Source organism: Paenibacillus sp. Dod16, assembly GCF_049893405.1.
In the GTDB taxonomy this organism is placed as follows: domain Bacteria; phylum Bacillota; class Bacilli; order Paenibacillales; family Paenibacillaceae; genus Paenibacillus_AQ.
In genome coordinates this window covers 12556-30601 of record NZ_JBNDYG010000019.1, presented here as the reverse complement: position 1 = coordinate 30601, position 18046 = coordinate 12556, and the positions used below count along the sequence as shown (strand labels likewise).

At 51.3% G+C, this 18046-nt stretch carries 17 protein-coding genes and 1 pseudogene; 3 read left to right on the top strand and 15 right to left on the bottom strand.

From position 1 onward, the window contains the following. Positions 1 to 189: 189 nt before the first annotated feature. From ACPV3A_RS15690 to ACPV3A_RS15680, 3 genes and pseudogenes are all read right to left on the bottom strand, one after another. Complete coding sequence (locus ACPV3A_RS15690; RefSeq protein WP_194543191.1) at positions 190 to 435, bottom strand: hypothetical protein; 246 nt, start codon at positions 433 to 435, stop codon at positions 190 to 192. Between the two features lie 213 nt (positions 436 to 648). Then, positions 649 to 1131, bottom strand: coding sequence for a tetratricopeptide repeat protein (locus ACPV3A_RS15685; RefSeq protein ID WP_339217933.1), 483 nt, complete (start codon positions 1129 to 1131; stop codon positions 649 to 651). Between the two features lie 144 nt (positions 1132 to 1275). Next, positions 1276 to 1470, bottom strand: a pseudogene (locus tag ACPV3A_RS15680) (MMPL family transporter); the annotation flags it as partial. A gap of 55 nt (positions 1471 to 1525) precedes the next feature. Here ACPV3A_RS15680 and ACPV3A_RS15675 point away from each other — a divergent pair. Further along, entirely contained in the window at positions 1526 to 2149 is a 624-nt protein-coding gene (locus tag ACPV3A_RS15675) for a TetR/AcrR family transcriptional regulator (protein ID WP_426200194.1), read from the top strand. A 79-nt stretch (positions 2150 to 2228) separates the two neighbouring features. Here the strand turns inward: ACPV3A_RS15675 and ACPV3A_RS15670 are convergent, their stop codons facing one another. From ACPV3A_RS15670 to ACPV3A_RS15655, 4 genes are all read right to left on the bottom strand, one after another. Continuing rightward, entirely contained in the window at positions 2229 to 2864 is a 636-nt protein-coding gene (locus tag ACPV3A_RS15670; RefSeq protein ID WP_194543193.1) for a nitroreductase family protein, read from the bottom strand. A 124-nt stretch (positions 2865 to 2988) separates the two neighbouring features. Then, positions 2989 to 3438, bottom strand: a complete 450-nt coding sequence (locus ACPV3A_RS15665) for an RrF2 family transcriptional regulator (protein WP_194543194.1) — start codon at positions 3436 to 3438, stop codon at positions 2989 to 2991. 133 nt (positions 3439 to 3571) lie between these two features. Then, positions 3572 to 5575 (bottom strand): Na+/H+ antiporter, encoded by a 2004-nt coding sequence (locus tag ACPV3A_RS15660; RefSeq protein ID WP_339294127.1) that lies wholly within the window; start codon positions 5573 to 5575, stop codon positions 3572 to 3574. 190 nt (positions 5576 to 5765) lie between these two features. Beyond that, entirely contained in the window at positions 5766 to 6524 is a 759-nt protein-coding gene (locus ACPV3A_RS15655) for an SDR family oxidoreductase (protein ID WP_426200193.1), read from the bottom strand. A gap of 223 nt (positions 6525 to 6747) precedes the next feature. On the opposite strand from ACPV3A_RS15655, the gene ACPV3A_RS15650 reads away from it, so the two are divergent. Next, positions 6748 to 7356, top strand: a complete 609-nt coding sequence (locus tag ACPV3A_RS15650; protein ID WP_426200192.1) for a TetR/AcrR family transcriptional regulator — start codon at positions 6748 to 6750, stop codon at positions 7354 to 7356. 167 nt (positions 7357 to 7523) lie between these two features. On the opposite strand, the gene ACPV3A_RS15645 is transcribed toward ACPV3A_RS15650, so the two are convergent. Both ACPV3A_RS15645 and ACPV3A_RS15640 read right to left on the bottom strand, forming a co-directional pair. After that, positions 7524 to 8123, bottom strand: coding sequence for a TetR/AcrR family transcriptional regulator (locus tag ACPV3A_RS15645; protein ID WP_426200191.1), 600 nt, complete (start codon positions 8121 to 8123; stop codon positions 7524 to 7526). A 71-nt stretch (positions 8124 to 8194) separates the two neighbouring features. After that, complete coding sequence (locus ACPV3A_RS15640) at positions 8195 to 9877, bottom strand: glycoside hydrolase family 2 protein (protein ID WP_339217945.1); 1683 nt, start codon at positions 9875 to 9877, stop codon at positions 8195 to 8197. A 200-nt stretch (positions 9878 to 10077) separates the two neighbouring features. Here ACPV3A_RS15640 and ACPV3A_RS15635 point away from each other — a divergent pair, with 200 nt between their 5' ends. Then, positions 10078 to 10914 carry a helix-turn-helix transcriptional regulator gene (locus tag ACPV3A_RS15635; RefSeq protein WP_426200190.1) on the top strand — a complete coding sequence of 279 codons (837 nt, stop codon included), beginning with the start codon at positions 10078 to 10080 and terminating at the stop codon, positions 10912 to 10914. A 152-nt stretch (positions 10915 to 11066) separates the two neighbouring features. On the opposite strand, the gene ACPV3A_RS15630 is transcribed toward ACPV3A_RS15635, so the two are convergent. The 6 genes from ACPV3A_RS15630 to iolE form a co-directional block, all read right to left on the bottom strand. Next, positions 11067 to 12077: a LacI family DNA-binding transcriptional regulator gene (locus tag ACPV3A_RS15630; protein ID WP_339217949.1), complete on the bottom strand. Its 1011-nt coding sequence runs from the start codon at positions 12075 to 12077 to the stop codon at positions 11067 to 11069. Between the two features lie 148 nt (positions 12078 to 12225). Next, on the bottom strand, positions 12226 to 13026 hold the full coding sequence (gene iolB / locus ACPV3A_RS15625) for a 5-deoxy-glucuronate isomerase (protein WP_426200189.1): 801 nt from the start codon (positions 13024 to 13026) through the stop codon (positions 12226 to 12228). 225 nt (positions 13027 to 13251) lie between these two features. Beyond that, the gene (gene iolG / locus ACPV3A_RS15620; protein ID WP_426200188.1) at positions 13252 to 14286 is read right to left on the bottom strand and encodes an inositol 2-dehydrogenase; all 1035 of its coding nucleotides are present in this window, start codon (positions 14284 to 14286) and stop codon (positions 13252 to 13254) included. A 24-nt stretch (positions 14287 to 14310) separates the two neighbouring features. Then, positions 14311 to 15756 (bottom strand): CoA-acylating methylmalonate-semialdehyde dehydrogenase, encoded by a 1446-nt coding sequence (locus ACPV3A_RS15615; protein WP_426200187.1) that lies wholly within the window; start codon positions 15754 to 15756, stop codon positions 14311 to 14313. A gap of 97 nt (positions 15757 to 15853) precedes the next feature. After that, a complete protein-coding gene (gene iolC / locus ACPV3A_RS15610) occupies positions 15854 to 16867 on the bottom strand; it encodes a 5-dehydro-2-deoxygluconokinase (protein WP_426200186.1) in 1014 nt (337 codons plus the stop codon). A 252-nt stretch (positions 16868 to 17119) separates the two neighbouring features. After that, positions 17120 to 18028 carry a myo-inosose-2 dehydratase gene (iolE, locus tag ACPV3A_RS15605; protein WP_426200185.1) on the bottom strand — a complete coding sequence of 303 codons (909 nt, stop codon included), beginning with the start codon at positions 18026 to 18028 and terminating at the stop codon, positions 17120 to 17122. Positions 18029 to 18046: the final 18 nt, after the last annotated feature.

Here is an 18046-nt window from a genome sequence, read left to right as displayed (position 1 = left end):
TCCTGGGTAGATATGACAAGAACATGGGTTCTTGTTTTCGAAAAAATTTACAGCCGATTGATTAAAGACACATCTGCCGCAATATCGGTAATATCAAAGTGACCCTTTTGAGCATACGCCAAAAAGACCAGCCCCCTCAGCATGGAGACTGGTCTTCAAAACCGTTACGTATAGAGAATCAATCACATCTTATGTTTCTGCCACTAATTTCAAGAATTGATTAATCATTTCGGGGGTTATTTCCTGGTTCTCTGGCATACTGACAGCCGGGCTCTTATCAACGGATTGGATGGCCACATTGGATCTGGCCGCACTTGAAGCGATACCCGATCGGGCTTGTCCATCATGCACATTGTCATGATTAGCTAGCATCATCATCAGAAAAGCACTCCCAAGTCCTAACGACCACATACTCATTTTGTTTTTCTTATTCATTTGCGTTGCTCCTTCCATCACTTGTAGTGACATACCTAGTATAAGGTCCAAACCTTAACGAGAGATGAAGGCAGCCTAAAATCCGGTTAAGCAAAGTGAAGAAACGATTATTTGCATGAATTCCATCACTGCTATAAAACAAGCCACATTTTATGATTATCAGACGCTATTTCTCAGTTTACATAACATTAATTATGTAGTAATCCTTGTAGATTACTTCCAAATCTGATCGAGCTTATCCGAATAGAAAGCAATCGCCTTCTGGTAGCTTTTGATTCCCTCGTCATTACTGGTTTCGCCTATTTCTTTAAGCAGAAGTGCCATCGCCTTATCGTATTGTCCCAAATTGTACAAGGTCATCGCATAAAATACGTTAAACTCCCTCGCCTCGGGATATTCCTGCAAGCCCTGCTCCAAAATCCCCTTGGATTTGTCGTACATTCCCAACGTACGATAGGTGCTTCCAAGTCCAAGCAATGCACCGCATCGCTCAGGATTTTTCAGGCCAGAAGAGATCGCCTTCTCATAATAAGGAACCGCCTCACCCTCAAGCCCCATCAGATCATGCACCCAGGCCAGCTGATACAGGATTTCGGGATCGTCTGGGGATTGGGCTAACAGCCCGAGGAGAATTTCTTTGGCTTCCTCCGGTAGACCTGCAGTGCGGAGTTCAATAGCCTCTTGCATCGTTGCCATAGGTCACACCCCTTTTGATTGATAACGCCGCCCTCTCCCTTATCTTACCAGCTCCCATTCATGCTCGTCAAAATCGTCAACAACCACCTTCATCTCTTACTTAACCTTAAGATGAGGTGGTTGTCACAAGAATTACTGATTGATTTACGCTTTATTCTCAATACTTAAGCGTTGATTGTCCTCTTCGGTAACCAACTCGGGATTGCCTGGCCAGAAAGCCCACTTGCCCAATAGTGCTGTGATCGCGGGTACCAGGAAATGTCTTACGATGAACGTATCCAGCATAACACCGATGACCGTGATGATCCCAAACTGTACCAATACTTGAATCGGAAGCGTATATTTATTTTGAAAAAGCGACCGGCATGTCTTACACTATAGGCAGGAGGTCATCATGACAAAAATACGCAACCCCCGAAATCCCGGGCGTCCCAAAGCAGCTGCCGATCAGGCTCCTATCCAGGAAACCATCCTCTGGACCGCCTCCAAGTTATTCATGGAGAATGGCTATGAGTCCGTATCCTTACAGCAGATCGCTAAGGCTTGCCAAGTGACCAAGGCTTCCATCTACTATCATTTCACAAACAAACCCGAGCTGTTTAAAATAGCGGTGACCACGATTCTCGATAAAGCGTATGCTTCCACTCATCGCTTTCTGCAAGAGGCCGATACGCTGGAGTCCGGATTAATCCGGGTGGCTGAAGCGAAGATCGCCCGTCCGCATGCCGAGATGGAGACGATGATGCGGGAAGCGGAGCCTTTTTTATCCCAGGAGCAGATGTCCGCGATCCGTGAGGCGGAACAGCGAATTCATGAAGTCATTGCCGATCGGTTTGATCAAGCGATGCGTTCCGGCGAGCTTCGGGAAGGCAATCCTCTGCTTATGGCGCAGGCTTTCTCGGCGATGCTGATGCTGGGCAATCGTGAAGATACCCGGAGCGGTTATGCCAGCGCTCGTGATATGGCTGTTGAGATCGTGGATCTATTCTTGCATGGAGCAGTGAACCTTCCAAAGTAACACTGGGCTCTATAACTGCATCCTTCAATCATGAATCGGCGAGAATTAGTTCTTCGAATCAGGGGCATCGATCAGTGTTTTAGATTTTATTCCAGAAAGCAACGTCTTCAAGCGGCAATCTTATCGTTGGCCGACCTGGAGCGGCTGCTTTCCCGATAGCAATCAACATCACGCTGCGGTAATGGGCAGGAATATTGAACTCTTCCACGAATTGAACTTTGTTATATCCGCCCATCGGCACGGTATCATAACCCCTTGCGCGTGCACTCAGCATCAGTTGCATGGAGATCAGTCCAGCATCCACGTCCACGATGCTTTCTTTCACGGATTGATCCATATTCGCATAAAGATTTTCGGCCGTATGGATAAAGTATTGCTTCACCTCTTCGGTCATATATCCCGCTTCTTCAGACATCGAATAAATCTTCTCGCCCTTCTCATACCATTTCATATCACCCAGCACAGCTATGACGGCCGAGGCTTGAAGTACATGCTCCTGATTGTTTGCAATCGGATGCAGCTTCTTCAAAAGCTCAGCATCATCAATCACAAGAAAGCGCCATGGCTGCAGATTGCTTGAGGAAGGTGCCAGTGTAGCATCCTTCAGAATCGCTTCCATCTCTTCTCTTGGAATCTTTACCGACGGGTCGTACTGACGGACCGAGTGGCGTTCCTGAATCACGGTTTGAAAATCGGGTTTTGTTATGGTAGACATGGTTTTTCCCCTCCAAAATTATATTGTGCATTTTTCTGCACAGTTTAAATCGCAAGTTAACTGTGTTGTTTAATGCACAGTATATAGCAGGCTGGATTTCTTTGTCAATCACTTTCTGAAAAGTTCACTGAGCGATGTCCGCAATCGTCCGGGATTCCAATATTTTCAGGGTACTGTCCTCAATCTCGGATAAAATGCCGACAAAGGATTCCTTGATTTCCTCGGCAAAACAATGTCCGGAAGCCGCATCCAGCATACTGTCGCTGATGGAGCTGTGGACTTGAAGAATCGAGTAAACTTCAGCCAGTGTAATGTCGCAGGCATTCTTCTTCAGCCGGTATCCGCCGTCTCTTCCTTCACGCGACTCAATCATATCGGCTTGCGCAAGGGTTTTCAGCACGCGTCGAATCAAAGTTGATTCCGAGTGCAAGTACGAGGCGATATCGCCGCTCGAGCATTTACCGGAGTGACGTTCAAGCGTAACCAGCGCCTGTACAGCCAGACTGAAGGTTTTATAAGTGGACGGGCAGGCCATTGTCGATTTTTTGGAGGCCGCTTCTTTATGGATGCTCATGTTCCTACCCCCTTTTTCAAGTTTAGATTTGCCTTAAATAGGCATTCTGCAGCTTTAGCTGCCGTTCCCAACAAGCTTTTCATTATTGTAACGTAAACCTGACACTCCATCAAGCGCAACAAAGGACCATCGTCTAATGGCCCTCATCTTCAACCAGTGCTTGAGACTCATACAAATTCGCCTCTCGGTAATTCACATCCATTCTCAGATGGCTCGCCAATGACCTGTCAATATCGCCCTGTTCGAACATGCTTTGAATCTCGTTACGCTCGGATTGAATGGCTTTAAGTTCCAGTTCCCGGCGTTCACTGCTAAGCTTCTGCTTTCTTCGACTCCACACACGATCATTCTGAAGAAAATGCTCCATTGCACGATAGTCTGCAATAACGGCTTGCAGGATTTCCTGCCTCTGTGCCGGTTTCACCGTTTGGATCTCATGTATTGCAGCACGAATCGCCTCCAGCTTTAGTGCCTTATACATATCCCAATCCGGATGGTCCGGAGACATGCGCGTTTCATGGGACTCGTTTTTTTTCAGCAAGTTCTTCAAGTTCCGCCATAAATTCCTCATAAGCAGCTTGAACTTATATCGGCTGGTAAGCAGCATCTCGACTTTGTTCAGCGAGGATAGGAACAGCTCCGCGACCCTTGCGGATGCTTTATGTTCCTTAAGCCACGTTTCCGCAACGTTCCGTTCCGCTGCGAGTCCGATTTTTCTTACTGCGATGGTGGCTTTCCAGAACTCCCGCATGTCGCTCTTATCCGTTATTTGTGATTGCTGAAGCCGCTTCGTATACGCATAGATAAGCTGAACTGCCTCTTCCTTATTTTCATCCGTCATTTCTTCACGCACGGTACGTATACCCGCTTGCAGCATATGAAGCCGTGCTTCTTTCTCGCGATTGATCACCGCGGACGAATCCACATGTTTCTCCCGTGTCAAAAGCGGAAGCAGAACACTCGCGATCACCAGCGTTAACAAAATCACGCCCGCACAGATGAATAACATTAAGCTTCGTTCTGGGAAAGGACGATTGTCCGAGAGGGTGAGCGGGATAGAGAAAGCCGCAGCCAGCGTCAATGCTCCCCGTACGCCCGATAGTGCAGTCAACAGGGAAGATTTATACTGACGGTTCGTAGATGCCCAGACCCATGCGAAACGCAGCAATATCAATACAGCCGTTATAAGAAAAATATAGCCGAGAACTTGTCCATTGTTATAGGCAGGGTCACTCCATATTTGATTAACGACTCCTGGGATTTCATGCCCGAGCAGAATGAACACCAGCCCATTTAGCGTGAAGAGAATGACCGACCAGGTGCTGTCCGATACCACTCTGAGCTTTATGGACGCCGATCGCATGCGATCCCTCTCAACCGCATGGGTGACACCCGCCGCAACGACAGCCAGAATCCCGGATAGATGAAATTCCTCGGCGATAAGGTAGATGATGAATGGCGTCAGAATGATGATCAGCATATGAAGCGTGACGTCCTCCATACCGAGACGGCGAAGCAGCATTCGGAACCAGATCACAAGAAATCCTAGAAGTGCGCCGATCACGATGCCTCCAACCGCAATGACAAAAAAACTGCCGATGGCATTCGTTAACGAAAAATAACCCGTTACGGTAGCTGCAATCGCAAAATTAAATGCAACGAGACCGGATGCATCATTCATCAGCGCTTCGCCTTCAAGCAAATGCATGATTTTTCCCGGCAGCTTCACCCTGCCTGACAGGGAGCCCACCGCAACCGCATCGGTAGGCGAGAGTATCGCCGCCAGCGCAAATGCAGCCGATAACGGTATGGTCGGAATAAGCCAATGAATGAAAGGGCCCGCGATCAGTACCGTTGCAAATACAAGACCTAGCGCCAGCAGCAGGATACTGGACCTGAGCTTCCATAACTCTTCGCGCGGGGTAAGCTTCCCGTCATTGAACAAGAGCGGTGCGATAAACAGAACCATGAACAATTCCGGGTTCAGCGGAACGTGATGGAACCCGCGAATATAGGCGGCCCCGATCCCAAGCGCAATCTGAATCAACGGGACAGGTATGAACGGCAGAAATCGATTAATAATGTTTGAAATACCGACAAGGACCAGAAACATAAGTACCATAAGAAATATTTCCACAACCCTGCTCCCTCCTCGAAGAATTATCTATGTAACATTAGGATATCCATCAATAGACTGGTATAGGTTGTGTAGAATATTAAAGGTTTATTTATGAGTTGGAGAAGTTTCAACCTTTATACCACCGCAAAAAAACAAGGCTTCCTAAAGGAGGTATCCTTTAGAAAGCCCTTGCGCTTGCTCTTGCTTATTAATATGCAGTCCAGCCTGCATCGGCTGTTACAACACTACCATTGACGAAGCTAGCTTCATCTGAAGCCAGGAACAGTACGACTTTCGCGATCTCTTCCGGTTCGCCTGCCCGCGGGTTCAGGTTGATACCAGCCATCGCTCTTTCCATGCCGAACGAATTCGGCGCGTTGAGGGTGGTGCTGATATTCGTGATGACACCTCCTGGAGCAACCGCATTACAGCGGATTCCCTGCGTTGCATATTGGAAACCGACATTCTTCGTTAATCCGACAACGGCATGCTTAGCGGCCGTATATGCTGCACCCGCTCTGGACCCCATTAGACCTCCAGCAGATGCAATGTTGACAATGACTCCGCTTTTCTTCTCCAGGAAGATTGGCAATGATTTACGAATGGTCCTCATCGGTCCCGTCGTGTTGATGGAAAATACGCGATCCCACAACTCATCCGTTAGATCGGCAGCCGGTACGAAGTTGTCCATAATGCCAGCGTTGTTGATCAAAATATCAAGCGTTCCATATTCATTAACAGTAGCATCTACCAGCTGCTGAACATCTTCTTCCTTGGCCACATTCGCTACCAATGCCAGGGCCGTGCCGCCTTTTGCCGTAATTCCGTCAACAACGGCTTGCGCTGCCTCAAGACGCAGGTCAGACACGACAACCTTTGCGCCTTCGGCGGCAAACAGTTCCGCTGTCGCTTTTCCCATACCGGAAGCAGCACCCGTAACTATCGCAACTTTACCAGCTAATCTCATGTTCCATCCCCCCATTATTGGTTTGATATCATTTCGAAATTCAGTGACAACATTCAACAACTGTACAATACATGACATATGTCTATTCTAGTATAATTGTAGTATGATTTAGGTCACAATCATTAAAAAACATGGAAATGTACGATACCGAACAAAAAACATAAATTTGTTTATATTTTAATAATTAAATTCGTTATATTTGTAACCGAAAGGACTCGAATCTATGCAAACGAGAAATAAAAGGACCGACCGTCGCGTCGTCCGCAGCCAAGAGGCTTTAAAGCAAGCGCTTCTATCACTCCTCTCGCAGAAGAGCTTCTCCAGCATTTCCATTACGGAAATCGTAGAGTTAGCGAATTACAATCGAGGAACCTTCTATACCCACTACGACAACAAAGAGTCTCTACTTGATGATATCCTGACCCCTTTAATGGAGGAACTGATTGCTTCCTTCAGGGCTCCCTACGGGGAAGTCGACGTATTTCATATCGATGAGCTGCCTGCTAATGCGGTAAAAATATTTGATCATATTCATCAAAATGCAGACGTATATACAGCCTTATTCAAAAGCGATGTTCTGCCGCTGGTCCGGGATAAAATGTTCTCGGCATTAAAGCAAATCGCCATGGAGGATCTGGACTATCCCGGTGAAGAGCTCAACCATGAACTTCTCATCATCTACAACATGCACGCCTTAATCGGCCTGGTATTCCACTGGATCGAGAACAATTTCCACTATTCCGTCCCTTATATGAGGGATCAGTTGGTTCTCATGATCAACTGGAGGCCGAGAAGCGTTAGAACACAAGTCAAGCGCACGGATCCTACATGAAATCAGAGCTGATAACATAGAAAAAAGCACATAAAACCATCAACCCGATCAAATAGCAAATCGAACGGATAATGGTTTTGGTTGTTGAGATAAGCCAAAGGCCGCTTCCAAAGATAGTTTTGAACTACCCATGGATACGGCCTTTCTTTAATACCGATCAATTATATCTATACTCTAGAGAAAATAGCGTCGAGTGTACTTTCGACGATTCGATCGGCTAACTCCCGATTCATCGTAGCGGAGTTCATCACCCGCAGTCCGTAATAGCTGCTTAAGAATAAACTAGCCAGCTGCTTCGCAGAGCGTTCACCTCGTATCTCCCCCGAATGAATCGCCTCTTCCATCACGCGGACCAAGTCTTCCTCGAGATCATAAATATATTGCCCGAATATCCGCTCGACCATCGGGTCCCGCCCAGCTCGTTCCATACTAATATTAACCGCCATGCAGCCGCGATGATTCGGATCCGAAAAATCCATGCCGATCGCCCATTCAAACAAGGCGCGCAGCCTTTCCTTAACCGGGACGGACCGGCCCAGAATCTCTCTGGATATCTCCAGGCCTTCATCATTGTAACGCTGGAGCACCTGCTCGAATAACTCATTCTTGCTGCCAAACGCATTGTACAGGCTCCCTTTACCAAGCCCTGTCTTCTCGCACAGCTCTTGCGTGGAACTCGCTTCATAACCCTTGGACCAGAATACGTCCATGGCTGCATCAATGACAGCTTCTTTCTTGAACTCACGCGGTCTACCGTTCGTGGTCATTCCCCTCATCCCTTTTGAACATGATCTTTGTTATCTAAAAGTATAGGGTTTATGTACCACTCAGTCAAATATTATGATTCTCCCATAAAAAGTCTTCGAACGGTTTCATACGCCAGCTTCGGACGCCGATATTCATCCACGATGCCTTTGCTGTTCCGCGTGCATGAACGATTCAGCAGCCAACCAAGCCCTTCCGTCACGCGGCAATCGCTAAATTGCCATATGAACATCCCGGAAATGTATTCGCGCTCCATGTATGCCTTCAGATTGCTCGCGATAATATCGGCCTGACGCTCCTCGGAGCCTTTCTCCCGATTCGGACTGCGGAATCCGTAGAACCCGTCCCCTCCGAATTCACTCATAATCATCGGTTTACCTTCTCCGCCGAGCGCATCTGCCCAGCTTCTGGCCAGATCCGCCAGTTCCCCAGGATTCTCGTCGGTATACCAGCCTGGATAGAGATTGAATGACACGATCTCCGCCAAATCAAAACATTTCTCCTGATCACGGTGATGGGAAGCGAAGGACCGGGGCCTACTTGGATCAAGCTCCCGAATAATGGTTAACTGCTTCGCGTAGTGAGCTCTCCCCTCCTCCGTATTACTGGCGCATTCATTCAGAATGGCCCATATCAGGATGGACGGATGGTTAAAATGCTGCTGCACCATTTCACGAGTCACCTGCTCGCTCTGCCAACCGAAATTCGGGTGCAGCATCTGCTCCAGACTCAAACCGCGGGCGTGATTTTCTTCCCACACCGCAATCCCTCGTTCATCGCATAGATCCAGAAATCGCTCATCGTTCGGATAATGGCTCGTCCGAACGGAATTACAACCAAGCTCTATTATGAGGTCCACATCTTTTACCATGAGGGGCAACGGAAGTGCGGAACCGGCCATGGGATGGTCCTCATGCCGGTTAACGCCTTTGAGCACGAGATTCTGGCCGTTCAATTGGATTTTTCCGTGATGCGTTGTTATCTCGCGAAAGCCTATGCGGTCCAGCCAATCATCGCAATCCGTACCATCAACGGCAAGGACCGCTCGCAGCACATACAAATTCGGGTCGTCCAGCGACCATTCCAACACACCTGGATACGATACGGTGGCTATTCGTTCGACCCGCTCCCCTGGCTTCACTTCAAAGCTTCCAAGCACCCCCTCCACCTCAGCCAGCGAACCGCGGAGTGATCCTTTCTTCACAAGGCTTCCAAGGTTTCGGATCACTACCTTCCAAGAACCGTGCCAAACCCCGCCCTGTTTATATGGAGTGAACATGACGTGTTCAATGTATAAATCGCTTATCTCCTCCAGGGCAACCGGCCGAATAATGCCGCCGTACGTATAGTAATCGTTAGGAACATGAAGGGCCGATTCCTCGTTGAAGGAATTATCCACATACACCAGCAGTTCATGTTCACCGGCTTGAACTTCCGGGATGACCATGTCAAAGGCGGTATATGCGTTATAATGACGGACTGCCAATTCCCCGTTGAAATAAACATGTGCCGTGTGGCTGACCCCTTTGAATTCGATTCGCAAATTGGTTTTTCGGGACAGCGAGATGATCTTGCGGTATACCCCAACTCCCCTATAGTTTCCGAAGCGTGGGTGCATCTCCCAGCAACCGGGAACAGGCAGCTTGTCAGTGTAACTGGCTGGTCGCTCCCCTATGCCGGCTACTGGAGCAAACTCCCACATTCCCTCCAGTTCCTTGCACTTTCGAATATGGTGGGTATCAAATAATCGCAGCATTTCTTCTCCTCCTATCCATCATGCGGCTTTGAGGATCCCCTCAAAAATCCGATAAGTAAACACTAGATTATTGATGCAGCGTACTCCATAGAAAAGCCGATACAAAACATGTAAAAATCGCTCCTTGCATCCCTGGCGATTGTTGCGATCCTGAGTTATTCTTTTCTTATATCACCTATCAGGATGGAGGCTGGACTGCCGTGTATGATGCTCGAGATTTGGTTGTGCGGATCAACTGGACCTTCCGAAAGACAACCTCTTCCGATTGGTCTGATATCCGTAATAATACGTCAGTGCACAGTTTCTACTGGATCCATGAAGGCAGCGGAATCTTCTATGCGGATCAAGCATATCCGGTAAGTCAAGGCATGCTGTTTTATATGGAACCAGGCTTGCAGATGCGTATGAAAAACGCTCCGGAAGCCCCTCTTACCATAAGCATGGTGCTATTTGAATGCTGCTGTCTTCAACATTCCCGGTCTGAATGGCAGCTCCCTCAAAGCGTTCAGCGGCTTGATATCCCATTTATGGCCCATTATCTAGGCGAGCAAGCCATCGGGATGGACCATGGTTTCAGCGAGTTGACAAGGGCTTGGGTTCCCGGGAATACGGAGAGTGAATTGGAAAGCAGCGCCCTGCTTCTAAGGATGATCGCCAAATTACATCAGGAGAACAAGCCGTCTCTAATAGAGCCCGCATATGAGGCATATCACAGGATAAAATCAGACATCGAAGACCATTACGCCGATCCGCTTCATATTGGATCCTTAGCAAAGAAACATGCCATTTCAGAGTCATATTTGCGAAAGCTGTTTATGAAGCATCTGCATGTTTCTCCCAAGGACTACCTGACCGACATCCGTATGCGGCATGCAGAGCGTTACTTGGCATACACGTCGTATACATTGAGGGTTATCGCCAACGCTTGCGGATATTATGATGAATTTCACTTCAGTAAAGCATTTCATAAGTACAAAGGGATGGCTCCCGCAGCGTTTCGAAAAACCTCAAAACATACGAATCATTCAACCCTGTAACGGTTACTGATAAAATTCTATACCAAAAAACGGACTTTAGAGACGTTATTCAACACTAGCAGCAAATCAACTGCCATTGCCCATAATACGACTCTGTCGTCCGTTTTAACTGGAACATGATTCTTGGTGTAACCGATTGTCTCTAGAAAATTTTATCCCGGCGGCGGGGCCGTGGATCGGCGGATGACCAGCTCTGGGGGGAGCACAATCCGCTGTGGAGGTTCTCCCTGGCTGGACAGATTCCTGACTACAAGGTCTACCGCCAGGCGGCCCATCTGTTCCATCGGCTGGGCAATAACGGTGAGCGGCGGATCGGTTACCCGGGCGAGAATCGTATCGTCAAAGCTGACGACCGAACAGTCCTCCGGAACGCGCAGCCCGAGCTCGCGGATCGCCTGAAGGGCGCCGATCGCCAGCAGGTCGTTGCAGCAAAACAGCGCCGTGGGCGGTTCCTCCAGCTCCAGAATAGCTTTGGCTCGGCGGTATCCGTCCTCGATCTTATGGTCACAGGCCGCCATATAGTCGGGAGACGGCTCCAAACCGAGCAAGGCGGCAGCCTCGACAAAACCCCTTACCCGCTCATTGCTGCTCGTCACCCGTTCATGCTCGGCGAGTACCGCCAGCCTGCGGTGACCGAGACGAAGCAGATGCTCAGCAGCCAGACGGCCCCCTTCCAAGTCATGAACCCGAACGCTGCTTGCGCCAAGTGCCGGATTGTCGCGAGCGATAAGCGCTATAGCCAGCGAATGCTCCTGAAGCGGCTTAAGCAGCTCGCCATGGGATACGCCCGTACCGATAATAACGCCGTCCACCTGCTTTTGTCTCAGCAGGCTGACATAGCGCTTTACCTTCTCTTCCTGGTTGTCCGTGCTGCAGATGATCACGCTGTATCCAAGCTGATGCCCGTGATCCTCGACCGATCGTGCAATCTCGGCAAAAAAGGGGTTCGAGATGTCAGGGACGAGCAAGCCCAGGGTATAGGTTTTTTTGCCGGCGAGGGCTGAGGCAATCGCATTCGGCCGATAATTCAGGCGCTGCATGATATCGAGAATCTCCTCACGCCGTTCGCGACTGATCTTGCCCTTGCCGTTCATGACGTGAGAGACGGTGGCAATGGAGACGCCGGCTTCGCGCGCAACGTCATAAATAGTCGCTCTTATCATCCCTTGAACTCCATTTGTTTAATTTTGGCATTTCAATTTATTATGAGCTTTCATCTCGTTTAGCGCAAGACCGTTTAGTCGTTATTACTGCCTGCAGACATGCACACCTTAGGATCCTGGTCCATAACACGTCCCATGATTTCCAGCTTTATCTCATAAGCCAATCATGATCCGGATCATTGCGGAATTTCCATATTCGCTTCGGCCCCGCCATGACGTTCAGATAGTACACATCATATCCGGGAGGCGCGGATACCGGATGGTAGCCCTCAGGCACCATAACGGCCTCGCCGTCTTTGACCGCCATTGTTTCGTCCAGCGAACGGTCATCGGTGTAGACCCGCTGAACGGCAAAACCGCATTCCGGCTGAACCCGGAAGTAGTAGGTTTCCTCCAGCAGCGATTCCTCCGGCAGCTCGTCGCGGTCATGCTTGTGCGGCGGGTAGCTGGACCAGTTGCCCCCGTCCGTAAACACCTCGACCACCAATAGACTGTCCGCAAGCTTTTGCTCCGGCAAAATATTATGCACCAGACGCGACATGCTCCCGCTCCCGCGGTTCTCCACGCCGACCTCTTCCGGCGCGATGAGACGGGCCTGATGCGTGCCTTTCCCCGGGGCAAGGCACACCGCCAGCTCCATTTCAGTTAGTGCTGTGACCTCGAACTCTTTCTGTGAGGGCACATAAACCGTATAGGGAGGCGTCTTTTCAAACACGCTCATGCGTTTGCCAATGTTGTGCCAGCTCTCTCCCCCGGCCCTCACGTCGGCTCGCCCAGTTAACAGAACAACAGCCGCTTCCTGATCTCCCGTGACTCTTCTCAGCGTCTGTCCTTCCCGTAAACGGAATACTTCAAATCCCACATATGTCCAGCCTGCGCTTTGCGGCGTTATAGACAGCACGCGCCCGTCCAGGTCCGGCGTCGTTAGGGGTACAATTAAGTTCGGCATGATATTCCTCCTTTTTGTTTCTAGCTCTGCAAATGAGGAAGCTCCAACAGATAGTTTTCCCGTTTGAGTAAGATCTTCCAGCGCTTGGGCGACAGCTTCTCATATATCGATTTCAAGCAGATATTGAGGCTAGCGAACACAAACGATGATGTCTTCTTGTTCAGCCAGCTTAGCCATCTCCTCTCGACAGCCCGCTGCCAATTACAGCCTCTTCTGATTTCAGGTTTAGCCTGCGGAGGATATGCCGGTGGTGAGCTCGGCAAGCCTCACCGGGCGGCCCTGCTGGAGCGAACGCTTGGCCGCCAAGGCGATCAGCTCTGCCTGAAGGGCGTCATGGCCGCTGACTGGCACCGCGGTACCGTTATGCAAGCTATCGATAAATTGCCGCGTCTCGTTCATGTACGCTTCCTTGTACCGCTCCAGAAAGAAGTACAGTGGTTTGTCGCGGGTAACGCCATCCGGACCGCTGACAATGGCGGTGCTTGGATAGTCGTTGTCAGCGGAGACACAGCCGCCGGAGCCGAACACCTCGATCCGCTGATCGTAACCGTAGACGGCCTTGCGGCTGTTGTCGATGACGCCGAGCGCTCCGTTTTCAAACCGCAACGTTGTTAGGGCGGTGTCGATGTCGCCCAGCTCTCCGATGGCAGGGTCCACGAGTACCGCTCCCTGGGCATACACTTCGACCACCTCGCTGCCCGATAAAAAACGGGCGATGTCGAAATCATGAATAGCCATATCCATAAACAGCCCGCCGGACACTTTAATGTAATCCGGATGCGGCGGACTCGGATCACGCGAGGTAATCTTGATCAGATGGGTATCCCCGATTCTCCCCGCGGACACAATCTCCCGAACCCGGCTGAAGTTATGGTCAAACCGGCGGTTGAAGCCGATCTGCAGACTTACGCCTGCCGCTTCCACGGCCGCCAGCGCTTCACGGGTCTGATCCACGCTCATGCTGACCGGTTTTTCGCAGAAAATATGCTTGCCGTTCGCCGCGGCCTGCTTGATCAGCGGAACATGCGTATCCGTCGAAGAGCAGATCAGCACGGCATCGATATCCGGATGTTCCATGATATCGTTACTATTAGTCGTAACCATAGGAATGCCGCATTCCGCGGCCCAGGCCCTTAACTCGTCGCCGGCGAACAAATCGCCGATGGCCGCAATTTTCGCACCAGGCATGCGAAGCAGATGATCCGCATGGATTTTGCCGATTCGTCCGGCACCGATAATGCCGATATTAATGGTTTTCATATGAACGTCTCCTCTGCTTAAAGGCTACCAGCGCGCTGTTACCATTTTTTTGCGAGTATAGAACTCCACGCCGTCCGTTCCATTCGCATGCAGATCCCCGTAGAAAGAATTTTTCCAGCCAGAGAACGGAAAGAACGCCATCGGCGCTGGAACGCCGAGGTTGACGCCAAGCATGCCGGCATCGATATGCTCACGGAACTGGCGCACGTCGCTGCCATTCTGCGTGAACAGGCAGGCCCCGTTCGCAAAGTCCGAGCGGTTGGAAATTTCAATCGCTTCCTCCAGCGATTCCGCACGCATGACAGACAGCACGGGGGCAAAAATTTCGTCCTTCCAAATCCTCATCTCGCTGGTCACCTCATCAAAAATCGTCGGTCCGACAAAATATCCGTCCCCCCTCACGGCCTCATCGCTCCGTCCGTCGCGCACCAGCTTGGCGCCTTCTTGCTCGCCCGCCTCAATATAAGAGATCGTACGCTCCTTGTGAGCTCGCCTGATAACCGGCCCGAGGAAGACGCCTTCGTCCGCTCCGTTGCCGATGGTAATCTCATCGGCCGCCTGCTTCAGCTTCTCCAGCAGCGGCTCCGCCACGTCGCCTACGGCCACGACAACGGAGCAGGCCATGCAGCGCTCGCCGGCAGAACCGAAGGCCGCGCTGATGATCTGGGTCACGGCCCCATCCAAGTCGGCAGTCGGCATCACGATGCTGTGATTCTTCGCTCCGGCCAAGGCCTGCACACGCTTGCCGTGGGAAGAAGCGGTTTTGTACACATACTCTGCCACCGGCTGGGAGCCGACGAAGGACACAGCGGCAATGCCGGGATGTTCCAAGATGCCGTTGACTACATCATGAGCGCCGTGGACGATATTCAGAACGCCGTCCGGCAGACCGGCATCGGCGAACAGCTCCGCCAAACGCTGAGCCAAGAGCGGCGTGCGCTCCGACGGCTTCAGCACGAACGCATTGCCGCAAGCGATGGCGAGCGGGAACATCCAGCACGGCACCATCATCGGGAAGTTGAACGGCGTTATACCCGCAACAACGCCGATCGGATACCGGTACATGCCGGACTCCAGGTTGGTGGCGATGTCGGGAAGCTGCTTGCCCATCATCAGCGTAGGTGCGCCGGCCGCAAACTCCACGCATTCGATGCCGCGCTGCACCTCGCCGTAGGCTTCGGCATAGCTTTTGCCGTTCTCCGCCGTAATCAGGCGTGCCAGCTCCTCCCAGTGCTCCACGAGCAGCTGTTGATACTTGAACAGAATGCGGGCGCGGCGAGGAACAGCTGTCTTGGCCCAGGCACGTCCCGCTTTGGCGGCCGCCTGCACGGCCTGATCCACCTCCTCTTTGGTGGATAGCGGAACGTAAGCAAGGATCTCTTCCGTCGCCGGATTGTATACGGGATCGGTGGTTTCGGATCGGGAAGGAACGAATTGTCCACCGATATAATTGCTCAGGGTTTGCGTCATGGCTGGTTGGCCCCTTTCGATTGGATCAGTAAATTAGAACAGAACGAAACATCAGTGATGACAGATCTCCAACATAGCTCCTGGCCATGAACCAAGCTCAGGAATTGGACGTAATTTCGCCTCGCTTGCAGCGCTCGATATAATCGTGAACCGCCGCGCTCGTCGGCATCGCATCGGAGCAGCTGTGGCTGGAGATGACAATGCTTGCCGCCGCGCTGCCGAACTCCATGCAGCGCTCGATGGGCCAGCCCTGCATCAGGCCGTACAGAAAACCGGCGGCGTATGAATCCCCCGCTCCGAACGTCTTGATAACCTTCGCCGGAAAGCTTTGTGCCGTATGGCTGGCACCGCCAGGGGTATACGCAATGGAACCTTCCTTGCCGTGCTTGATAATGACGATCTTGGCGTTGTAATCAAACCACTTGGCGGCCGTGATGCGGTCGCTTCGTTCCGGGTTGCCACCGAACTGCTCCATTATGTCGAACTCCTCGCGTGTGCCGAGGATAATATCGCATGTTTCCGCCGCTAAATTGTAGTAGATCGCCGTCTCCTGCGGAGATTTCCATGTGTACGGACGGTAATCGAGGTCAAACGCGATTACGGCCCCGTGGCGCTTGGCATAGTCCAGAGCCAGAAACACAGCTTCCCGGGAAGGACTGGCCGCGAGCGCGGTTCCGGAGATCAGCACCATTTTGGCGGAGGCGATCAGCTCTTCGTTCACGTCCCCTGTCTCCAGCAGCAAGTCCGCGGCGTTGTCGCGGTACATTAGAATGCTGCAGTCGGTGGGACTCTTGATCTCGGTAAAAGCCAGACCCGTCACGGCTCCCGTGTAGTCGGTGGACACGCCTTGAGTCGCAATCCCGTTATTCTCAAGGTATTTTGTAATAAAACGTCCCATCTGATCGTCCGCAACCTTGCCGATAAAGCCCGTGATCAGCCCCAGACGTGCCATCCCGATGCAGATGTTGGCGGGTGATCCGCCCACGTACTTGGTAAACGTGCTCGTTTCCTCCATCGGCCGGTTAATTTCATTGGCGTTCAGGTCGATGCAGAGCCTCCCTACAGCCACGAAATCCAACGGTTTTTCGTTATTGAACGTGATTTCACTCATGGATTAACCTCCTTCTCCTTGATCAGATCGGCCCAAGCTGCGAGCACCAAGAAACGCATGGCCCCCGCTATCCAATGGCCGTAATCACCTGCAGTTCTTTATCCTTTGACACCTGATCAGCTGCAGCTCTTAACCATCGTAGCCCGAATGAGAGCCACTGGCTGTCTGCTATGCATGTTTTTATCTGTGTTCTCGAGCGATGTCGAATCGCCAAGAGCCTGGTTTCAACGATCATGCCGCATAACTTCAGCCCTATCGTTTCTGCTGGCCTTCCAGCCGTTCCAGGTATTCGATGGCCTGCTGAGCGTACTCCTTTGCAGGATGCAGCGCAGGGTCCTGTTCACCCTCCAGCATCGCCCAACCGTCATAGCCGCGCTTGACGAGCTCGCCGATAATCGGCGCAAAGTCAATGCAGCCGTCTCCTGGAACCGTGAACACCCCTCTGCGAATGCAGCTCACAAAATCGCACCGAGCCTGTCGTGCCTGCTCCAAAACATCAAGCCGGACATCCTTCAGATGGATGTACGCAATCCGCTCATAATGCTTGCGGAGCAGTTCAAGCGGATCTGCTCCCCCGTAATAGGCATGACCGGTATCGTACAGGAGAAACACCAACGAAGGATCGGTCATGGCCATTAGGCGGTCGATTTCGTCCGGCTGCTCCACGACCGTGCCGCCATGGTGATGGTAAGCCAGTTTCATGCCATAACTCGCCGCAATCTCGCCAGCCTGGTTCAGTCCTTCCGCCAGGCTTTCCCATCCGGCGTCATCCAGACGGAGAACGATACTCTCATTCGGCGTCCGTCGGGGATCGAAGTGAAGTGATCCCCCTACCTCCGCCGTGCTGATGACTTTGCTGCCGATTCCGGCCAGAAACTCCGCGTGCCGCCGGTAATCCTCCAGCTCCTGCTTCCGGTAATCGGGATCAGAGAACAGCACCGACTTCCACTGGGAAACCAGCTGAATGCCGCGCGCATCCAGCTCCCGTTTCAGTATCGTCCGATCCTTGGGGAATTTTCTTCCCATCTCCGTACCAGTCAGTCCCAAAGCCGCAATATCATCTACAATCATCTCAAAGGTCGTGTCGTCCCCATGCTCCCTTACATCCTCGCCGACCCAGTTGATGGGGTGGATCCCCAGCTTGAACAGCCTGTTACTCATAACCAGCGCCTCCTTTGT

Coding starts and splice junctions, on each gene's coding strand:
- ACPV3A_RS15675 (WP_426200194.1), top strand. CDS start 1,526: ATGACAAAAATACGCAACCCCCGAAATCCCGGGCGTCCCAAAGCAGCT.
- ACPV3A_RS15685 (WP_339217933.1), bottom strand. CDS start 1,131: ATGGCAACGATGCAAGAGGCTATTGAACTCCGCACTGCAGGTCTACCG.
- iolE (WP_426200185.1), bottom strand. CDS start 18,028: ATGAGTAACAGGCTGTTCAAGCTGGGGATCCACCCCATCAACTGGGTC.
- ACPV3A_RS15640 (WP_339217945.1), bottom strand. CDS start 9,877: ATGCTGCGATTATTTGATACCCACCATATTCGAAAGTGCAAGGAACTG.
- ACPV3A_RS15645 (WP_426200191.1), bottom strand. CDS start 8,123: ATGACCACGAACGGTAGACCGCGTGAGTTCAAGAAAGAAGCTGTCATT.
- ACPV3A_RS15655 (WP_426200193.1), bottom strand. CDS start 6,524: ATGAGATTAGCTGGTAAAGTTGCGATAGTTACGGGTGCTGCTTCCGGT.
- ACPV3A_RS15670 (WP_194543193.1), bottom strand. CDS start 2,864: ATGTCTACCATAACAAAACCCGATTTTCAAACCGTGATTCAGGAACGC.
- iolG (WP_426200188.1), bottom strand. CDS start 14,286: ATGAAAACCATTAATATCGGCATTATCGGTGCCGGACGAATCGGCAAA.
- ACPV3A_RS15650 (WP_426200192.1), top strand. CDS start 6,748: ATGCAAACGAGAAATAAAAGGACCGACCGTCGCGTCGTCCGCAGCCAA.
- ACPV3A_RS15665 (WP_194543194.1), bottom strand. CDS start 3,438: ATGAGCATCCATAAAGAAGCGGCCTCCAAAAAATCGACAATGGCCTGC.
- iolB (WP_426200189.1), bottom strand. CDS start 13,026: ATGCCGAACTTAATTGTACCCCTAACGACGCCGGACCTGGACGGGCGC.
- ACPV3A_RS15615 (WP_426200187.1), bottom strand. CDS start 15,756: ATGACGCAAACCCTGAGCAATTATATCGGTGGACAATTCGTTCCTTCC.
- iolC (WP_426200186.1), bottom strand. CDS start 16,867: ATGAGTGAAATCACGTTCAATAACGAAAAACCGTTGGATTTCGTGGCT.
- ACPV3A_RS15690 (WP_194543191.1), bottom strand. CDS start 435: ATGAATAAGAAAAACAAAATGAGTATGTGGTCGTTAGGACTTGGGAGT.
- ACPV3A_RS15630 (WP_339217949.1), bottom strand. CDS start 12,077: ATGATAAGAGCGACTATTTATGACGTTGCGCGCGAAGCCGGCGTCTCC.